The following is an 18450-nucleotide window of genomic DNA, read 5'->3' on the forward strand; positions in this document are numbered from 1 at the left end:
ATATCCAACTGGAAATTCGATTTAAAAATCTTTCTAAACATACTATACGAGGAGAGCGAAAGATGAAAAAAGCAGTTGTTGTTTTTAGCGGCGGACAAGATAGTACAACGTGTTTATTTTGGGCGAAAAAACATTTTCATGAAGTCGAAGCAGTGACGTTCGATTACAACCAACGCCATCGGCTTGAAATTGACGTCGCCGCATCGATCGCTAAAGAGCTTGACGTACCGCATACGGTGCTTGATATGTCGCTACTAAACCAGCTCGCGCCAAATGCGCTCACAAGAAGCAACATGGTCATTGAACAAAAAGAAGGACAATTGCCATCCACGTTTGTCGATGGACGCAATTTATTGTTTTTATCGTTTGCGGCGGTGTTGGCGAAACAAAAAGGGGCACGCCATCTTGTGACAGGGGTGTGCGAAACGGACTTTAGCGGCTATCCAGACTGTCGCGACGTATTTATAAAATCGTTAAACGTGACGCTGAACTTAGCGATGGATTACGAATTCGTCATTCATACGCCGCTTATGTGGTTAAATAAAGCAGAAACGTGGAAGCTTGCGGATGAGTTGGGTGCGCTAGAGTTTGTGCGCCACAAGACGCTCACGTGCTACAACGGTATCATCGCAGACGGTTGCGGTGAATGCCCGGCATGTGTGTTACGCAAACGCGGTCTCGACCAATATATGAATGAAAAGAAAGGAGCAGATGTGCAATGATCCAACAAATTTATCCGCAAGTCATTCACCCGTTTCGCTATGAGTTAAATAAAGATATGCAAATTGCGGCGGCGCACTTTATTCCGCACGAAGCCGCAGGGCAATGTGCGAACATGCACGGACATACGTATTTTATAAACATTACGGTTGCGGGTGATGAACTGGATGATTCCGGTTTTTTAATTAACTTTCAACAGTTGAAAAAACTTGTGCACAACCGTTTTGATCATACAGTTATGAACGATCATAAAGATGTATTTAGCGATATAGAGGCAGAACATTTTCCGACGACAGAAGTAGTAGCGCGAAAAATTGCTGAGATCGTGCAAGAACATTTAAATACGTTACCAAACAAACCAACGTGCGTCCAAGTGTTTGTACGAGAGTCCCCGACGAGCTACGTCGTATATCGTCCGAAAGCAGGGAAACAATAATGGAGTGCATTCCGGTTATTGAAATTTTTGGCCCGACGATTCAAGGAGAAGGAATGGTTATCGGGCAAAAAACGATGTTTGTGCGCACAGCAGGATGCGACTATCGTTGTCGTTGGTGCGACTCATCGTTTACGTGGGACGGCTCAGCTAAACATGAAATCAAACAAATGACCGCTGCAGCCATTTGGCAACAGATGAAACAGCTCGGCGGCGACCGTTTCAATCATGTGACCATTTCCGGGGGCAACCCTGCGTTACTCAAAGGACTTCGTGCACTTATTTCATTATTAAAAGGACATCACATACGCATCGGTTTAGAAACGCAAGGGAGCGTATGGCAAGATTGGTTTTATGACATCGACGATTTAACGGTTTCACCAAAGCCGCCAAGCTCAAACATGGAAACAAACTTTGCGACGCTTGATATGATCATGAATCGATTAGCGGCGCATCGCGGACATGTAAGCTTAAAAGTTGTTGTGTTTGACGATGCTGATTTTGCTTATGCCAAACATGTACATCAACGCTATCCGACCGTTCCATTTTACGTGCAAGTTGGGAACGATGACATACATGAGACGGATGACGTTGCGCTTCGACTCAAACTATTGCAAAAGCTTGAGTGGCTCGTCGACAAAGTAGTACAGTCTAAAGAAATGAACGACGTCCGCGTATTGCCGCAACTGCACACATTATTATGGGGCAATCGCCGCGGCGTATAAGTATAAAGGAGGGAAATATCATCATGAGAAAAGATGAGGAACTACAAGGAGTGACGCTCCTTGGCAACCAAGGAACGAAATATGTATTCGAATACAGCCCAGACATTCTTGAAGTGTTTGACAACAAACATCCAGATCGCGACTATTTCGTCAAATTTAACTGTCCGGAGTTCACGAGCCTATGCCCTAAAACAAACCAACCAGATTTTGCCACAATTTACATTAGTTACATTCCTGATAAAAAATGTGTTGAAAGCAAGTCGTTGAAATTATATTTATTTAGCTTCCGCAATCATGGTGATTTCCATGAAGATTGCGTCAATATTATTATGAACGATTTAATTCGCGTCATGGAGCCACGTTACATTGAAGTATGGGGCAAATTTACACCGCGCGGCGGCATTTCGATCGACCCGTATTGTAACTGGGGACGACCAGGAACGAAATATGAACAAATGGCGGAATATCGCTTATTAAACCACGACTTATATCCAGAAAAAGTGGATAATCGGTAGTAAGGCTGGCTTATAAGCCAGCCTTAAAAAATTCACAAAACACACCTAGTTTTTTTTTGTAAACGGGTATATAATGACAAATTGTTACGAACCTTTTTTTGTCTGGGGGGTCTTCATTTGAGACAGAGAACTGCTCTTGTGATCGGAGCAAGCGGATTAGTCGGAGGCGAGCTTCTCCAGCGGTTGCTTCGTTCAGAGCATTATGAACGGGTTACTATATTTGTTCGAAAGCCAATAGCGTGCAATCATGCAAAATTACAACAAGTCGTCGTCGATTTTGACCACATCGAACAATATGAACAATATTTCCATGTCGACGATGTATTTAGCTGTCTAGGGACGACGATGAAAAAAGCAAAAACAAAACAACAATTTATTAAAGTCGATTATGAATATACGTTGCGTGCTGCGAAATTAGCGGAAAAATGCCATGTTAAAACGTTCTTATTCGTTTCTGCCATTGGCGCTCATCCGCACTCGATGTTTTTTTACAATCGCGTGAAAGGAGAAACGGAGGAGGCGTTGCAGCGGCTTACGATTCGTTCGCTCCACATTTTCCGTCCGTCTTTATTAACAGGGGAGCGACAAGAGTTTCGACTCGGTGAAAAAACAGCAGAATGGCTTTGTCACGGTATTTCATTTGCGTTCGTTGGCAAATGGGAAAAATATAAACCGATTGCGGCAAAACAAGTGGCAGAAGCGATGTATCGCGCAGCACTGTCAGAAAAGCAAGGCGTATACGTTTACGAATGCAACGAAATGAAAGGGGAATGTAAACAACAAAGAGGGCTGTCTCATCAACAATAAGCAGCCCTCTTTTCGTTATTCAACAATTTTATAGTTTTTATGGTTAACAACCGTCCGTTCTTGCAAGTCGAGTTCTTTGTAGTTTTCCATGTACGTTAAATCGACAATAACGGAATTTTCATTTACTTTTTCAACAATTCCCCGCAGCCCATTTTTAAATTCAATGACGTCGCCAATTTGCGCTTTTTTCATTGAAAATCCCCTTTACTTTTGAATTTTTAAACCTTTTTTTTATTTTGCATGATTTTTCCTCGTTCGTAAAGGGCATTTTCAACTATTTTTAGCGCTGTGGCCAATACGGCATTGGCATTCCCGGCCACATCGGCGCCCCGCAACCGCCCGGCATCATCTGCGGCATTTGTTGTGGCATTTGTGGGAACGACATTTGTTGTGGCATTATTTGTCCCATCGGCCACATCGGTCCTATCGGCATGCCACAGCCGCAATCGCCCGGCATCATTTGTGGCATCGGCATCATTTGTGGCATCGGCATCATCTGTGGCATTGGTTGCGTTTGTTGTGGCATCATTTGTTGATCCATTCGAAAATCTTCATACATATTCCAATCATTCATCGTTCATCTTCCTTTCTTTCATTTAGAATCCACCAACATTGTATGTTCATTTTTTATAGACGTGTGTCGATATAACAAAATTAGGCATTTGCACATCGTATTGACATGTATCTGTAAGCGCGTTAAAACAAAGAGGGAGGGATGACGATGACTGAACAAGAAGCAAAGCAACTTTTACAACAATTGCGTGCAAAAGACATTCCGCATGTGCTTGTGAAAAAAGAACATTTTTTAACGTTTCGTCATGTGCTCGTCCAACAGGAAGATTTTAAACATTTTCGCGGCGTTGCCCAGCGCGGTGGAGACGTCATGTATTACTACATGGATCGACCGCGCAGTTAACGTATCGTTTTAATTTTTTTACCGCCGACATGCGCCATTGTTTGACGGCATTGACGGTGACGCCTTCTTCAGCGGCAATTTGTTTGAACGTTTTTCCTTCCATCACATGACGAATGAACCATATTTGCTCGCGTGGTGTTAAACATTGCAGTACATCTTTCCATACGATGTCGGCAAAAAAATCGACATCTTCTTTTAACACATATTCATCTGGCAACGGAACATATATGTTTTTCGTCTCTTTCCGAAGCTGTGATACGATGCGCCAACGAATCATTTTAAAAGCGAACGAATAAAACGAGCCCTTTGCTTCATCATATCGTTCGTACGCTTCCCAAAGCGCGATCAAACCGATTTGCACATACTCATCGACATGGCGGCGAATATGCAACTTGCGAATCATATAAAAAATGAGCGGGCGATATTCGTCAACAATTTTTTCAAAAGACATATATATCCCTTTCCCGAAGGCGCGCCTTCGATAATTCCGCGGTACATTTAGCCTAACAAAAACGCTTGTATGATGCGAAAGACAAAACGGAGAAAAATCGCCCATTTACGTCTCGCATATATACCATTTCCCTTAAGGAAATGCAGAAAATGAGGCGAAAAAAGGGCAGGAAATAGCGTATTTGCGAAAAAAAATGCTTTGAACAATGGGAATTTTTTGTGTTATGATAATAAAAAATGGAAAGGCATGAGCAAGATGAAAATAAGAAAAACATCCATTCAACAAGATTCTACTCAACAAAACGTATACATTTATGAAAATAAAAAAGAACAATATATCGTTGTCGCCATTCCTTATTTAGAGTGGTCGATGCATGCCACTTATGACGATTTTGCTCATATCGAATCGCGTCTACAACGATCGCTTGCGAACGTATTAGACGAACAATATGTGCGGCCACTTGCGATGAAGCTGGCCCAATGGATGAGAGAAATGTAAATGAAGAAAGGTTCCGTTGTCAGATGAAATACGCCGTTTTTGCTTATGTTATTGTAAGTATCGTTTGGATTATATTAACCGATTTATATGTAGAAAAGTTGCCTATTCCGCCGCATATCGCCCCGTACGTTCAGACGCTCAAAGGCTCGCTTTTTGTCATTTTATCTGCCGTATTTATGTATATCGCTTTAAGGAAACATCGCCAGTTAAAACAAATGGCAGAAAGCGAACAAGAGCTGTTGACGCTCATTCATGCGATGCCTGATTTCGTATCGTTTAAAGATGGACAAGGCCGCTGGTTGAAAGTAAACGAATTTGGCTTAAAGCTATACGGGCTTGAGCATGTCGATTATAAAGGGAAAACAGATGCCGAACTGGCGGAATATACCCCTCATTTTCGCGAAGCGTTGTTATATTGCATCGATTCCGATGAAGAGGCGTGGCAAGCGAAAACCGTGACGCGCGCAGAAGAATCGTTTGCGATGCCAAACGGTGAAATGAAAACGTTTGACGTCATTAAAGTGCCACTATTTTACGAAAACGGAAAGCGAAAAGGGCTTGTCGTCATCGGTCGCGACATTACACAACAAAAAATTGCCGAGCAGCTGTTGTTGAAAAAAGAAAAGCTATCGGTGATCGGGGAATTAGCGGCAGGTATTGCCCACGAAATTCGCAATCCGTTAACGTCGATTAAAGGATTTTTACAAATGATGAAAGAAACGAAAGAAGTAGATGAACGATTTGTTCGAATTATGTTAGACGAAATTGAACGCGTCAACCAAATCGTCAGCCAGCTGCTCGTGCTTGCGAAACCGCAAATGAAAGCGTATAAACCGATTGCCTTACACGACGTACTTGACTACGTCATCGGGCTATTTACGTACGAAGCGATTTTACAAAACGTACAACTAAAATATGAGTCGCGCACATCTGCCGTCGTATATGGAGATAAAAACGAGCTCATTCAAGTGTTTGTCAACGTCGTGAAAAACGCATTAGAAGCGATGCGAAGAGGGGGAAGACTTACGATTTCAACAACGGAAGAAGATGACTTTGTTCATGTCGCGATCAAAGATACAGGAAAAGGCATTGAACAAGAGCGGCTAAAACGTATTGGCGAACCGTTTTATACATTAAAAGAAAAAGGTATGGGACTTGGCTTAACGACAAGCATGAAAATCGTTCATGAACATAAAGGCACGATGCAAATTGAAAGCGAAGTCGGCAAAGGAACGCGGGTGCATATCACGTTGCCACTTTATAAAAACGACCCGTCTTAAAACGGGTCGTTTTATCAATCTACCCACGTCGTTATTTCGTCAATTGGTAAACGAGACGATGGGTGAGCAGGAGCGCTCGCTTTACCGATTGTAATAAGCATGACAGGGACGTATCGGCTTGGAATGTTGAAAGTGTCTATGAATGCCTGTGAATCAAAGCCGCCGATCGCGCACGTATCAAACCCTTCCGCTTTTGCCGCAAGCATAAATTGCATCGCAGCTAACGATGCATTTGTGAATGCCGCATCGCGCGCATATTGTGCGTTTGTATATGCTCCTTCAATTTGTTTTGCGAGCGTTTCTTTCACTTCTTTTGTCATTTTTCCTTGTGTGACAAGCAGATCATATACGGCATCTATTTTTTTATTCGCTTCTAAGTCGCCAAGCACCGCAACAACGGCAGATGCATCCACGATTTGTTGTTGATTGTAGGCAATCGGAAGCAGTTTTCGTTGCGCTTCTTTTCCAGAGATGACGACGAAATGCCAATGTTGCAAATTCCAAGCGGAAGGCGCTTTCCCTGCTAACTGCAACAGTTTTGTTAATTGCTCTTTCGAAATCGAAGCAGTCGGATCGTATTTTCGAACCGATTGTCGTTGTTCAATGATTGAAATCATATATATTTCCTCCTTAAATGTACAAAAACAAAATTACTTACTTTTTGTTAGTTACAATAAATATACTAATTTAGTTACAATAAGTTTGTCAAATTTCATGCATAGGGTGATGAGAGATGGAACATTCACACGTCTGTCCGAAAATTGAAGCGGCGTTTCAACTGCTTGGAAAGCGATGGAATGGACTTATTATTCACGTGTTATTTCGCGGACCGCTTCGGTTTAAAGATTTAGCAGAAAGCATTCCGGAAATTAGTCAAAAAATGTTAACGGAACGATTAAAGGAGTTAGAAGAAGAACAAATTGTTGTCCGTCACGTATATCCTGAAAAGCCTGTGCGCATTGAATATGAATTAACGGAAAAAGGAAAGGATTTGCATATTGTGATGGAAGCTGTGCAAAAATGGGCAGAAAAATGGGTGTAGTCCCTAACCTTTCGCCGTCATCGTTGCGATAGTTATAAGTGAAAGGAGGGGAGAAATATGCTTCAACGTTCACAACTTCGCTTAACGTTTGAAGTGGGCGTAACAGAAGCGGGCAAACCGCTATATAAAAATAAGACATATACGGTCAAACCGAATGCAACGGAAAGCTCGCTCGTCTCTGTCGCTCAAGCGCTTGCATCGTTGCAAAGCGCCCCGCTCGTTCACGTATATCGCAACGATGTGCATGTATTAGGTGAATAAGGAGGGATAACGAATGAAAACGCTTGAATTGCAGTTTGTCAATGAACAAGGAAAGATTGTTCGTTTTAGTGTGGATGAACCGCGTGACGATGTTACACAAACGCAAGTTGCCAATGTGATGGATGTCATCATTGCGGCAAACGTCTTTCCATCGAGTGGAGGCGATCTAATAACGAAAAAAGGCGCGCGCCTCATTGACACAACGGTGACAGAATGGACGTTTATGTAAAATGTTCGGGTGCCCTATGTTTCGGGGCACCTTGTTTATATCAACTGAAAAAAGAAAGGAATGAGCAAGATGGAAGCCTATTTGTCGCTTCTTTCCGATGTCGGCTTTCCGATTGCGGTGACGTTTTATTTACTGCATCGGATCGAAGGCAAACTAGATGCGGTCATCGACTCGATTCACATGTTAGGCGAACAATGGAAAGCACCCAACTAAATGGGTGTTTTCTTTTTTCATTCCTTTTGTTAACATAAACATGTAAGCAAGTTGGTTATGTGAGTTAAAGGGGGGTTTATTTTGTTTAAACGAAAACAAGAGGAGCGCGATTTACAGCTTGAAGCGATTTTACAAATGAAAGAAGAGCCGATTCGCCTCCATGAAGGAACAGTTGAACGGCAACTTGCGCTCATCGGGATGACGACGAAAGATGTCGCCATTTTACGATATGTTCAGCCATATATTGAAACAAACATTGCACGCATCGTTGACGCCTTTTATGGTGCGCTTCAAAAAGAACGCCATCTGCTTTCCATCATTCAACAACATAGCACGATTGAGCGGCTAAAACAAACGTTAACGATCCACGTGAAAGAAATGTTTAGCGGCAACATCGATGAAGCGTTTATTGAAAAAAGACGTCGCGTTGCCCAAGCGCACGTGCGCATCGGCTTAGAGCCGAAATGGTATATCGCTTCGTTTCAACATTTACTTGAGGAAATTTTAGCGGTGATGCTAGAGCAATTGCCTCAACAATCGCATGTTATTGCAGTAATGAAAACGGTTTCGAAAATGTTAAACGTTGAACAACAACTCGTTCTTGAACAATATGAACGGGAAAACGAATTGCTTCGTCTACAAATGGAGACGTTAAAACAACAAATGAAAGAACAAGTAAAATTATCGTTGCAACAGTTAAGTCACGCGTCTGATGAAGTAAGCGCTTCCGTTTCGTCATTAAACGAACAAGCAACAAGTATTTCGCAAGCGGCAAAAGAAGCGTCTACGGTAGCGATAGCGAGCGCAGAAAAATCGACGCAAGGAAAGCAGCAGTTGCAAATGCAAGTCGAAAACATGTTACAAATGAACGAAAAAATGAAACAAATTGAGACGAATATGGACAAGCTTCAACAAGCGATGAAAGAAATTGAACATATCGCGTCCCTTGTCACATCGATTGCCGATCAAACAAATATGCTTTCATTGAATGCATCCATTGAAGCGGCGCGAGCAGGAGAACATGGCAAAGGGTTTGCGGTCGTTGCCAATGAAGTGCGTAAGCTTGCCACCCAAACGAAACAGTCCGTTGCAGATGTTGCGCGCGTGTTAAGTGACATTCATCATCATATTTTAGCGATGTCGCAATCGCTTGAACAAGCGTCGCTTTCAGTGACCGAAAGTACAAACGGAATCGAAACGGTGTATACGTTTTTTGATGAATTTGCGTCAGCGCTTGAACGAATTTGCCAATATAACGTGCGCATTGATGATGAAATGAAAGCATGTGTACAAGCGGTTAGTGAAATTCACGAAGCGATGACACACGTATCGGCATCGGCGGATGAATTAGAAGGACTTGCGAGCGAACTGTAAGTTAGTTCGTTTGCTCCTTCTCTTTTTCGATTTTCCGAATATATTGCCTCGGTTGAAACGGCTGATCGAGCTTTTCGTTTACGGTGGCATAAACGGAAGGCTCTATTTTTTTGACTGTTGTTTCATAGTGATCGACCATCATGGCAATGATAAAAAAAAGAACCATCACGTGTCTTCCTTTCTTCATTTTTACTATGTATTTTGAAAAAAAGTGAAACTTTTTATACATATAGCACGTATAAAAAAGAGGATGGCTATGTCAGAAGGGGGTTGATTGTTATGCCGACATTACATATCGCGATGTTTGCGCCATTTTTGTTGGCGCTGCTCGTTCCGTTTTTGTACAAATTGATTCGTTCGCTTCATGTCGGATGGTTTGTTTTGCCGTTGCCGATTGCGCTATTTGTCTACTTTCTATCTTATATGGAGAACGTGCGTCAATACGAAGCAGTGAGCGCCACATTGCATTGGATTCCGTCGCTTGACATTTCATTTGACGTATACGTTGACGGATTAAGCTTATTATTTGCGCTACTTATTACAGGTATCGGCTCGCTTGTTGTCCTTTATTCGATTTATTATTTACAAAAAGGAAAAGAGCAACTCGGAAACTTTTACGTCTATTTGCTTTTATTTATGGGAGCGATGCTTGGCGTTGTGCTTTCCGACCACTTAATTGCGCTATATGTATTTTGGGAGTTGACGTCCATTTCATCGTTTTTATTGATCGCCTATTGGTATACACGCGATCGATCGCGCTATGGCGCACAAAAATCAATGCTTATTACGATGTTTGGTGGACTGCTGATGCTCGGGGGATTTGTGGCGCTTGCGATCGCAGGTGGAACGTATAACATTCGTGAGCTTATGCATACACCATTAACGGAACATCCGCTTTTTATCCCCGCACTTTTCCTTATTTTGTTTGGTGCTTTTACGAAATCAGCGCAATTTCCGTTTTACATTTGGTTGCCTGATGCGATGGAAGCGCCAACGCCCGTCAGCGCATATTTACATTCTGCTACGATGGTGAAAGCAGGTATTTATTTAATTGCTCGTTTGACGCCGATTTTCGCCGTTTCATCTGTTTGGGTTTGGACGATTGCGCTCGTCGGTCTTGTGACGCTATGTTGGGCTTCGTTTTTAGCCTCAAAACAAACAGATTTAAAAGCGATTTTAGCGTACTCAACGGTTAGCCAACTCGGTTTAATTACGTCGTTGTTAGGGATCGGAGGGCTATCGTTTCATTATGATTGGATGGACGAAAATGTATTTATGGTCGCGGTGTTAGCTGCTATTTTCCATTTATTTAATCATGCGACGTTTAAAGGAAGTTTGTTTATGGTCGTTGGGATTGTCGATCATGAAACAGGAACGCGCGACATTCGCCGCCTTGGTGGTTTAATGACGATCATGCCGATAACGTTTACGATCGCGCTAATTGGTTCGCTGTCGATGGCGGGTTTGCCACCGTTTAACGGCTTTTTAAGTAAAGAAATGTTTTTTACTGCGATGTTGCGGGTGAAAGATGTTGCTAGCTGGGCGGTTGTGTTGCCTGTTGTCGCATGGGTGGCAAGCATATTTACGTTTTTATACAGCATGCTTTTAGTTAGTCGAACGTTTTTCGGGAAATATAAGCCGCATTTATTGAAAAAAGAAGCGCATGAAGCACCAATTGGCATGCTTATCGCGCCAATCGTGTTAGCGTTGCTCGTTATTTTCATCGGATTTGTGCCGAATGTATTGTCCGACTCTGTATTAGCCCCAGCCGTATATGCGGTGCTATACGGATTGTTTACGCCAAATGAAGCGCTTGATGTGTATATTTCCCATTGGCACGGCTTTACACCAGAATTGTTTATGACGATCGGCGTATTATTGTTTGGTTTGCTGTTATATCGTACGTTTCCGAAATGGAAAAAAATATATTATCGTTTTTCTGAGCGGATGTCGCTGAACTTTTTGTACGACCAATCGTTTGTCTGGATGGAAAGAGGCGCCCGTTCGTTTACATCGCGCATCATGACAGGCTCGATGCGCACGTATTTAATCTATATTTTTACATCGCTCGTTGTCTTGCTTTTGTTTACGATCGGTTTAAGCGAGCAATGGAACATCAATTTAAGCCGTTTAGCGAACGTTCGCGTGTATGAAGTCGTTTTAGCGATAGCGATTGTGGCAGCGACGATCACAACGGTTATCGCGAAATCACGTTTAACAGCAATCGTTTCATTAGGGGCAGTTGGCTATGCGGTCGCGTTATTTTTCGTTTTATTTCGTGCCCCTGATTTAGCTTTGACTCAACTTGTTATTGAAACGATTTCCGTCGCGCTCTTTTTGCTTTGCTTTTATCATTTGCCGAAGTTTAGCCAAAAGCAAGAAAGCGTCGGTTTTAATTTAGGAAACGCTGTTATTTCGATTGCAGTTGGGGTGACGATGAGCGTCATTGCCTTTTTAGCGTATGCTGGAAAATATTTCGATGCTATTTCGCAATATTACGTGGACAATACGTATGAAAAGGCAGCTGGAAAAAATATGGTCAATGTCATTTTAGTCGATTTCCGCGGCTTTGATACGTTGTTTGAAATATGCGTATTAGCGATTGCCGCCTTAGGCATTTATGCGATGGTAAAATTGCGGCTCGCGAAGGAGGAAGAGCGATGAGACGAAACGATGTCATTTTACGAACGACAACAGCGATTGTCACGCCGATCATCGTGTTATTTTCCGTTCAGTTGTTTTTTGCGGGTCACTATTATCCCGGCGGCGGGTTTATTGGGGGGTTAATGACGGCTGGAGCGATCGTTTTGTTGCTTTTAGCGTTTGACATTGAAACCGTTCGGAAAATGGTTCCTATTAATTACAAATGGCTTGTTGCGATCGGACTGTTGTTTGCGGTCGGAACGGGGATAAGCAGCATGTTTCTCGACCGCCCGTTTTTAACGCATGCGTATGAATACGTCCATTTGCCATTGCTTGACTATACGTCGCTTCATACTGCTGTGTTGTTTGACTTAGGTGTTTATTTTGTCGTCGTTGGTGTGACGATGATTATTATTGAAACGATAGGAGAGAGCGACTAATGGAACTGCTTATGATCGTCGTCATCGGTTGCTTATTTACCGCTGCGACATATTTGTTGCTCAGCAAAAGTTTACTTCGCATGATTATCGGCACAGGGTTGCTTAGCCATGGCGCTCATTTGTTGCTGTTGACGATGGGCGGGCTAAAAGTAGGTGCCCCACCGCTTTTAGGAGAAAAAGCAGCGCGATACGTTGATCCGCTTCCCCAAGCGCTCATTTTAACAGCGATCGTCATTAGTTTTGGAGTAACGGCATTTTTCTTAGTGTTAGCGTATCGTTCTTATCAAGAAATTGGAACAGATCATATGGAAGGGATGAAGGGAGATGAGTAACCTTCTGCTTTGGCCAATTCTCATTCCGCTTGTGACGGCCATTATTCTTATTTTCTTTCCGAAGCACGTCTTTTGGCAGCGCGCTGTTTCGACGCTTGCAACGACGAGCTTAATCGTCGCAAGCAGCGTCTTGCTTCATCGCGTATATACGAACGGCATTCAGACGTTAAACGTCGGAAATTGGCCAGCCCCATTTGGTATTACGCTCGTATCGGATTCGCTATCTGCTTTGCTTGTGTTGACGACGAGCATCATTGCACTTGCTTGTTTAATTTATTCGTTTTATGCGATCGGGCACAAACGGGAAACGTTTTATTACTACTCGTTTTTTCAATTTTTGCTCGTTGGCGTCAACGGGGCATTTACGACAGGCGATTTGTTTAACTTGTTCGTCTTTTTTGAAGTGATGCTCATGTCTTCTTACGTGTTGCTTGTACTTGGAGGCACGAAAATTCAATTGCGTGAAACGATTAAATATACGCTTGTCAACGTCATTTCGTCCGCGCTATTCGTTGTGGCGGTCGCTTATTTATATGCGGTGACAGGGACGTTAAATATGGCTCATTTAGCTGAGCGTATTCATGAACTCGGCCCATCGCCGATTTTAACGGTTATTGCGGTGTTGTTTATGATCGTATTTGGATTAAAAGGGGCGATTTTCCCGTTATACTTTTGGCTTCCGGGTGCGTATTATGCGCCGCCAACACCGGTGTTAGCGTTGTTTGGTGGATTGTTGACGAAAGTAGGGGTATATTCCATTTTACGTACGTTTACGCTTTTATTTACGCATGATGCTGCCTACACGCATACGTTGCTCGCTTGGCTAGCCATTGGGACGATCGTCATTGGCGTCATTGGAGCGGTTGCCTACAACGATATGCGCTATATCGTCATTTATAACATTATTGCAGCAGTCGGCGTGATGATTTTCGGTATTTCCATCATGACGCCAGACAGTTTAGAAGGAACGATTTTTTATTTGCTGCAAGATATGGTCATGAAAGCGATGCTCTTTTTATTCGTCGGTATCGTCTTTTCGATTACTCGTTCAAACGATATTCGTTCATTTTCTGGATTGATGACATCGTATCCGTTTCTCGGTTGGGCGTTTTTCATTGCCGCACTATCGCTCGCAGGCATTCCACCATTTAGTGGATTTATCGGCAAGCTGTTAATTGTGAAAGCAAGTTTCGATCAACAGCTCATCTTTGAAGCAGTCGTCATTTTATTGTCGAGTTTGCTTGTGTTATATTCGATAATGAAAATATTTATGAACGGCTTTTGGGGTGAGAAAAAAGGATTTGAACAAAAGAAGCTTGATGGACGATTCGTTCCGGTGTTGTTTTTGCTTGTTTTATCTGTTGCATACGGAGTTGGTATCGAATTTGTCCGTCCGTTTGTTGCCGATGCGGTAAGTGTATTAGTCGATCCGAGTATGTACATTCAAGCGATGTTAAAGGAGTAGAGAAGATGGCATTTCAAATTTTATTAAATGTCTGTTTAGCGTTCGTATGGATGTTTTTAACCGTTTCGTTTAACGGGGCATCATTTATCGTCGGCTATATGATCGGGTTGTTTATTATTTTTATGTTGCGCCGTTTTTTCCATTCGCGCTTTTATCTCGTTCCGGTATTCGTCATGATGAAATTGCTGTTCATCTTTTTGAAAGAGCTCATTTTATCGAACATCGCAGTGGCAAAAGTCGTTATGAAACGTCCGTTAACGATTCAGCCTGCTATTTTTGCATTGCCGACGGAGTTAAAAAAAGAGTGGGAAATAACGATGTTAGCCATGCTCATTACATTGACGCCCGGCACGCTCGTTTTGGACGTATCGGATGATGGAAGCACGTTATATATTCACGCGTTAAACAGCCCAGATGTGCATGAAGCGATTGAAAGCATTAAACAATCGTTTGAAAAAACGATTATGGAGGTGAGTAAATGATTTTAAACATCGCCCTCATCATTTTGTCATTAGCGATGATCGGTTTTTTATATCGCGTCGTCAAAGGTCCAAGCGTCGCCGATCGCATTATTGCGCTTGATGCGATGGGTATTACCCTTGCTGGAATGGTCGCGATCGTTTCCATGCTATTAAACACGAGCGCGTTTTTAGATGTCATTTTGCTCATCGGCATTTTAGCGTTTGTCGGAACGGTCGCATTTGCGAAGTTTTTAGAGAAAGGGGTTGTTATCGAACGTGGTAACGATCGCTAACGTGCTTGTTGCTGTACTCATTTTGCTCGGTGCGGTGCTTACACTTTTATCTGCTATCGGTGCGATTCGATTGCCGGATGTATATACGCGTAGCCACGCCATCAGCAAAAGTACGACGCTTGGCATTATGTGCATTTTACTTGGGGCATTTTTGTATTTTTTTATTGAAAATAACCATTTCAACTCACGCCTATTGCTTGGCATCGTTTTTATTTTCATGACATCTCCTGTAGCGGCTCATTTCATTAGCCGAGCAGCGTATTATACAAACGTCGATCGTTGGGAAGGGACGGTTCGCGACGATTTAAAACAAAAAGCTGGCGGAAAATAACCGTCAGCTTTCCTTATGAAAAATATGAGCGAATGATCAGGTTAAGCTCTTGACCATGTTTCGTCGGAATTTGATGTCTTGCTCCGTCCACATATACGATGCGAACGTCGCGGGCATGTTGTTGAAATATAAGGCCATATGCATGGACGTAATAATCGTGCGCTCCGTATATAAGTAAAATCGGGCAACGGAGTTCATGTAGGCGATCGGTCGACCGATAATGAAGCCCTGTCACATACATTTCATACAGTCGCTGACGATCGCATAATCGTACGTAATCGGCAATCATTTGTTGTTCTTCTTTCGTTATGCCATGCGAGTTGCCGAGCACGTTGGCGAGAATAGGAATGCCATGCCATTTTACCGCATAAATCCCTATTAAAAATTCTCCGTACAATAGCGGCGTACATACTTCAGAAAATCCTCCAATTAATACAAGCGCTTTCACTTGATGCGGATATTGCAACGCAAAATGTTGGGCGATCGAGCCACCGTTTGAATAGCCACAAACGATCGCTTCTTTTATTTGTAAGTGGTTAAGCAGCTCATGCAAATCGCTCGCTAATACGTCCATCGTTATCGGTTTATTTCCTTTTCCGCTTTTTCCATTTCCTCTTAAATCATATGTTATGATTTGAAATGAAGAAGAAAGCCCACGCTGGCGATGAAATGTCACGCTTCCCATGCCGGGGGGATGAATGAATACAATCGGTGTCCCACTTCCTACCGTTTCATAGTACAAAGGAACGGAATGTTCGACAAATGTATAAGGCATATCGCATCTTCCTTTCGTTTTCATACGAATAGTATGCGAAAAAAGACCGATCATTTATGCTTATTTCAATTTAATGGAAGAATAGTATAAAAGTATACGGTTAATAGATTCGTAGTTTCATGTTATGATATGAGCGAGGAAGCGCTTTAAAAAAAGAAAAGGAGTTTGGGACGATGAAAAAAACGATTGTAGCTGGAGCGGTATTATCGACGTTATTTTTAGGTGAAAAAGCAGTAGACGCCGCGCAATATACGGTCAAATCAGGGGATTCATTATGGAAAATTGCCCAAACGTTCCGTACATCCGTCAATGAATTAAAAACGTTAAATCAGTTAACGTCAGATACGATTTTTATTGGACAAGTATTACAAGTGCCAGATGCCCCGACCACTGTACAAACGCTAGCGCCGACAACACAAACGGTAGCACCGACGACAGCAACATATACGATTCAAAGTGGCGATACGTTATCAACGATTGCAAGAAGATGGAATACGACAGTAACGCGTCTCCTTGAATTGAACCTAACGATTACAGATGTGAATCGGATTTATGTCGGACAAGTGATCAAAGTGCCGACAATAAGCACAATAAATACAATGACGAATCAATTGACGTCACCGACGCCAACGCCAACAACGACACAAACATCGGTGCCAACGCCAACAACGACACAAACATCGGTGCCAACGTCGACAACTAGCGCAAGTAAATCGTATATTGTCCAACCTGGGGACACGTTATCAACGATTGCGAGAACATTTAACGTGACGGTAAACGATTTACTCGCACTAAACCCAAGCGTGACAAATGTGAATTTTATTCGCGCTGGGCAAACGATCAATGTGCCGCTTTCATGGGAAGAACGCGCAAATGCGATCATTGAAACAGGGAAAAAATACATGGGAGCGAAATACTTGTTTGGGGCACCAACGACGCGCACAGATGTATTTGACTGCTCATCGTTTACGTATCGCGTATATAGCGAAAACGGGATCACATTGCCGCGCACATCGCGGGAACAAGCGATGGTCGGTATTGAAGTGCCACTTGCGAGCGTAAGAAAAGGCGATTTAATCTTTTTTGATACGACAGGAGATGGTGTCATTAACCACGTATCGATTGTTGTTGATGAAAACACATTGTTGCATGCCGCAACGAGTACAGGAGTCGCGTTTGCAAACATGAAACCATATTGGGCACCGCGTGCAGTGAAAGCCGTCCGCTTATTCTAGTAAAGATGCCTCTTACGTTTGAGGCATCTTTTCATTTATGGAAAGTACCGTTTCAATCGCTTCATGAACGGAAGAAACGACGTAGCGCGCTTCTTTTTTTACTTGTTCGGGCGCATGCGACATGACAAAACTATGCGGAGTGAGGCGAAACATTGGAATGTCGTTAAACGAATCGCCGAAGCAAGCCACTTCTTCTGCTTTCAGTTGTAAATGATTTATTAACAATCGCAGCGCTTCGCCTTTGCTAATTTGCTTTGGCATAATATCTAAACAACCCGGTTCAGAAATAAACGTATCGACATGTTGTGCCCACGTTTCACGAACGAATCGCTCAAAGTGCAGAACGACGTGTTCTTTTCCAATAACAGTAATTTTTGATGGAAATATGTCGCGACCAATCGCTTCGAGTATATCTCGCTTTTCAACAATATCGAAAAATAGACGCGCTCTCATTTGTTCGATTTGTTCCGTTTTCGTTTCGACAAAGCTCGTTTGTTCGTTGCATACGAGCACAATAGCTTCTAATGTACGTGCTTGCTTATAAATGGAGCGGGCAATGTCTGGATGAAACGAGCTATGATGAAGAAGACGATGATTTTTTGTGTACACAAATGCACCATTTTGGCTAATGCGATGTGCATCATGACCGATTTCTTTTAACACTTCTAAAATTTCATTATCCATGCGTCCCGAAGCAACGGCAAAATCGACGCCACTTGTTATGGCGCGAATGACCGCCTCGCGATCTTCTTTTTTTACGCGTCGGTCATAGCCGAGCAACGTTCCGTCTAAATCAGTAACAATGAGTTGAATCATAGTAGTAAGCTCCTTCCATTTTTATACTGAACAAAAGTTTAATCGAACAAATGCATTTGTGCAACTGAAACGTTTTTTTTGACAAAAAACATTCACAGCTGTCTTGACAAAATACAACGCATTTCCATTGACGTCGCTTTCTTCGTTTCGTAACATTGAAAGTAATGTAAACGTTTTTAAAGGAGCGAACTAGAC

General features: G+C 42.6%; 28 protein-coding genes. 21 read left to right on the forward strand and 7 right to left on the reverse strand.

Features of this window, described 5'->3' with window-relative positions; genetic code table 11:
* The first annotated feature begins 62 nt into the window (after positions 1 to 62).
* From queC to ACYQY7_RS07860, 5 genes are all read left to right on the forward strand, one after another.
* Entirely contained in the window at positions 63 to 722 is a 660-nt protein-coding gene (queC, locus tag ACYQY7_RS07840) for a 7-cyano-7-deazaguanine synthase QueC (RefSeq protein ID WP_461201510.1), read from the forward strand.
* On the forward strand, positions 719 to 1156 hold the full coding sequence (gene queD, locus ACYQY7_RS07845) for a 6-carboxytetrahydropterin synthase QueD (protein ID WP_461201511.1): 438 nt from the start codon (positions 719 to 721) through the stop codon (positions 1154 to 1156). Before queC ends, queD begins: the two co-directional genes overlap by 4 nt.
* Positions 1156 to 1878: a 7-carboxy-7-deazaguanine synthase QueE gene (gene queE / locus ACYQY7_RS07850; RefSeq protein ID WP_461201512.1), complete on the forward strand. Its 723-nt coding sequence runs from the start codon at positions 1156 to 1158 to the stop codon at positions 1876 to 1878. Before queD ends, queE begins: the two co-directional genes overlap by 1 nt.
* 23 nt (positions 1879 to 1901) lie before the next feature.
* Positions 1902 to 2393 (forward strand): preQ(1) synthase, encoded by a 492-nt coding sequence (gene queF, locus ACYQY7_RS07855; RefSeq protein ID WP_004891427.1) that lies wholly within the window; start codon positions 1902 to 1904, stop codon positions 2391 to 2393.
* Positions 2394 to 2510: 117 nt separating this feature from the next.
* On the forward strand, positions 2511 to 3200 hold the full coding sequence (locus ACYQY7_RS07860) for an oxidoreductase (protein WP_461201513.1): 690 nt from the start codon (positions 2511 to 2513) through the stop codon (positions 3198 to 3200).
* A gap of 15 nt (positions 3201 to 3215) precedes the next feature.
* Here the strand turns inward: ACYQY7_RS07860 and ACYQY7_RS07865 are convergent, their stop codons facing one another.
* Positions 3216 to 3392 (reverse strand): YkvS family protein, encoded by a 177-nt coding sequence (locus ACYQY7_RS07865; protein ID WP_003396733.1) that lies wholly within the window; start codon positions 3390 to 3392, stop codon positions 3216 to 3218.
* A gap of 88 nt (positions 3393 to 3480) precedes the next feature.
* Entirely contained in the window at positions 3481 to 3774 is a 294-nt protein-coding gene (locus ACYQY7_RS07870) for a hypothetical protein (protein WP_461201514.1), read from the reverse strand.
* 147 nt (positions 3775 to 3921) lie between these two features.
* Between ACYQY7_RS07870 and ACYQY7_RS07875 the strand changes: the two genes are divergently transcribed.
* The gene (locus ACYQY7_RS07875) at positions 3922 to 4116 is read left to right on the forward strand and encodes a hypothetical protein (protein ID WP_032100610.1); all 195 of its coding nucleotides are present in this window, start codon (positions 3922 to 3924) and stop codon (positions 4114 to 4116) included.
* On the opposite strand, the gene ACYQY7_RS07880 is transcribed toward ACYQY7_RS07875, so the two are convergent.
* Positions 4082 to 4567, reverse strand: a complete 486-nt coding sequence (locus tag ACYQY7_RS07880; RefSeq protein ID WP_461201515.1) for a sigma-70 family RNA polymerase sigma factor — start codon at positions 4565 to 4567, stop codon at positions 4082 to 4084. The genes ACYQY7_RS07875 and ACYQY7_RS07880 overlap by 35 nt on opposite strands.
* 246 nt (positions 4568 to 4813) lie before the next feature.
* On the opposite strand from ACYQY7_RS07880, the gene ACYQY7_RS07885 reads away from it, so the two are divergent.
* Together ACYQY7_RS07885 and ACYQY7_RS07890 are read left to right on the forward strand one after the other, a co-directional pair.
* A complete protein-coding gene (locus tag ACYQY7_RS07885) occupies positions 4814 to 5065 on the forward strand; it encodes a YueH family protein (protein ID WP_461201516.1) in 252 nt (83 codons plus the stop codon).
* Between the two features lie 23 nt (positions 5066 to 5088).
* Positions 5089 to 6345, forward strand: coding sequence for an ATP-binding protein (locus ACYQY7_RS07890; RefSeq protein ID WP_461201555.1), 1257 nt, complete (start codon positions 5089 to 5091; stop codon positions 6343 to 6345).
* A 14-nt stretch (positions 6346 to 6359) separates the two neighbouring features.
* Here ACYQY7_RS07890 and ACYQY7_RS07895 read toward each other — a convergent pair whose 3' ends face one another.
* Complete coding sequence (locus tag ACYQY7_RS07895; protein ID WP_461201517.1) at positions 6360 to 6962, reverse strand: nitroreductase family protein; 603 nt, start codon at positions 6960 to 6962, stop codon at positions 6360 to 6362.
* Positions 6963 to 7078: 116 nt separating this feature from the next.
* Between ACYQY7_RS07895 and ACYQY7_RS07900 the strand changes: the two genes are divergently transcribed.
* The 5 genes from ACYQY7_RS07900 (at position 7079) to ACYQY7_RS07920 (ending at position 9464) form a co-directional block, all read left to right on the forward strand.
* Positions 7079 to 7387 carry a winged helix-turn-helix transcriptional regulator gene (locus ACYQY7_RS07900; RefSeq protein WP_461201518.1) on the forward strand — a complete coding sequence of 103 codons (309 nt, stop codon included), beginning with the start codon at positions 7079 to 7081 and terminating at the stop codon, positions 7385 to 7387.
* 57 nt (positions 7388 to 7444) lie between these two features.
* The gene (locus ACYQY7_RS07905) at positions 7445 to 7648 is read left to right on the forward strand and encodes a DUF1659 domain-containing protein (RefSeq protein WP_461201519.1); all 204 of its coding nucleotides are present in this window, start codon (positions 7445 to 7447) and stop codon (positions 7646 to 7648) included.
* A gap of 13 nt (positions 7649 to 7661) precedes the next feature.
* On the forward strand, positions 7662 to 7877 hold the full coding sequence (locus ACYQY7_RS07910; protein WP_461201520.1) for a DUF2922 domain-containing protein: 216 nt from the start codon (positions 7662 to 7664) through the stop codon (positions 7875 to 7877).
* 69 nt (positions 7878 to 7946) lie between these two features.
* Positions 7947 to 8090: a YvrJ family protein gene (locus tag ACYQY7_RS07915; protein WP_461201521.1), complete on the forward strand. Its 144-nt coding sequence runs from the start codon at positions 7947 to 7949 to the stop codon at positions 8088 to 8090.
* Positions 8091 to 8171: 81 nt separating this feature from the next.
* Positions 8172 to 9464 carry a protoglobin domain-containing protein gene (locus tag ACYQY7_RS07920; RefSeq protein ID WP_461201522.1) on the forward strand — a complete coding sequence of 431 codons (1293 nt, stop codon included), beginning with the start codon at positions 8172 to 8174 and terminating at the stop codon, positions 9462 to 9464.
* Between the two features lies 1 nt (position 9465).
* Here ACYQY7_RS07920 and ACYQY7_RS07925 read toward each other — a convergent pair whose 3' ends face one another.
* A complete protein-coding gene (locus tag ACYQY7_RS07925; protein WP_461201523.1) occupies positions 9466 to 9630 on the reverse strand; it encodes a hypothetical protein in 165 nt (54 codons plus the stop codon).
* 113 nt (positions 9631 to 9743) lie between these two features.
* Here ACYQY7_RS07925 and ACYQY7_RS07930 point away from each other — a divergent pair, with 113 nt between their 5' ends.
* The 7 genes from ACYQY7_RS07930 to mnhG are packed head-to-tail and all read left to right on the forward strand — an operon-like array spanning position 9744 to position 15429.
* Positions 9744 to 12128 (forward strand): Na+/H+ antiporter subunit A, encoded by a 2385-nt coding sequence (locus ACYQY7_RS07930; RefSeq protein WP_461201524.1) that lies wholly within the window; start codon positions 9744 to 9746, stop codon positions 12126 to 12128.
* Positions 12125 to 12547, forward strand: coding sequence for a Na(+)/H(+) antiporter subunit B (locus ACYQY7_RS07935; protein ID WP_461201525.1), 423 nt, complete (start codon positions 12125 to 12127; stop codon positions 12545 to 12547). The genes ACYQY7_RS07930 and ACYQY7_RS07935 overlap by 4 nt, the downstream gene beginning before the upstream one ends.
* Positions 12547 to 12879 (forward strand): Na(+)/H(+) antiporter subunit C, encoded by a 333-nt coding sequence (locus tag ACYQY7_RS07940; RefSeq protein ID WP_461201526.1) that lies wholly within the window; start codon positions 12547 to 12549, stop codon positions 12877 to 12879. Before ACYQY7_RS07935 ends, ACYQY7_RS07940 begins: the two co-directional genes overlap by 1 nt.
* Positions 12872 to 14344: a Na+/H+ antiporter subunit D gene (locus ACYQY7_RS07945; RefSeq protein ID WP_461201527.1), complete on the forward strand. Its 1473-nt coding sequence runs from the start codon at positions 12872 to 12874 to the stop codon at positions 14342 to 14344. Before ACYQY7_RS07940 ends, ACYQY7_RS07945 begins: the two co-directional genes overlap by 8 nt.
* A 5-nt stretch (positions 14345 to 14349) precedes the next feature.
* Positions 14350 to 14826 (forward strand): Na+/H+ antiporter subunit E, encoded by a 477-nt coding sequence (locus ACYQY7_RS07950; RefSeq protein WP_461201528.1) that lies wholly within the window; start codon positions 14350 to 14352, stop codon positions 14824 to 14826.
* Positions 14823 to 15098 (forward strand): Na(+)/H(+) antiporter subunit F1, encoded by a 276-nt coding sequence (locus tag ACYQY7_RS07955; RefSeq protein WP_461201529.1) that lies wholly within the window; start codon positions 14823 to 14825, stop codon positions 15096 to 15098. The genes ACYQY7_RS07950 and ACYQY7_RS07955 overlap by 4 nt, the downstream gene beginning before the upstream one ends.
* Positions 15082 to 15429: a monovalent cation/H(+) antiporter subunit G gene (gene mnhG, locus ACYQY7_RS07960; RefSeq protein ID WP_461201530.1), complete on the forward strand. Its 348-nt coding sequence runs from the start codon at positions 15082 to 15084 to the stop codon at positions 15427 to 15429. Before ACYQY7_RS07955 ends, mnhG begins: the two co-directional genes overlap by 17 nt.
* A gap of 13 nt (positions 15430 to 15442) precedes the next feature.
* Here the strand turns inward: mnhG and ACYQY7_RS07965 are convergent, their stop codons facing one another.
* Positions 15443 to 16204: an alpha/beta fold hydrolase gene (locus ACYQY7_RS07965; protein WP_461201531.1), complete on the reverse strand. Its 762-nt coding sequence runs from the start codon at positions 16202 to 16204 to the stop codon at positions 15443 to 15445.
* 173 nt (positions 16205 to 16377) lie between these two features.
* On the opposite strand from ACYQY7_RS07965, the gene ACYQY7_RS07970 reads away from it, so the two are divergent.
* Positions 16378 to 17439 (forward strand): C40 family peptidase, encoded by a 1062-nt coding sequence (locus ACYQY7_RS07970; protein WP_461201532.1) that lies wholly within the window; start codon positions 16378 to 16380, stop codon positions 17437 to 17439.
* 12 nt (positions 17440 to 17451) lie between these two features.
* On the opposite strand, the gene ACYQY7_RS07975 is transcribed toward ACYQY7_RS07970, so the two are convergent.
* Positions 17452 to 18255, reverse strand: a complete 804-nt coding sequence (locus ACYQY7_RS07975) for an HAD family hydrolase (protein WP_461201533.1) — start codon at positions 18253 to 18255, stop codon at positions 17452 to 17454.
* Between the last annotated feature and the right edge of the window lie 195 nt (positions 18256 to 18450).

It is taken from the genome of Anoxybacillus sp. TBDG-1 (assembly GCF_054815885.1).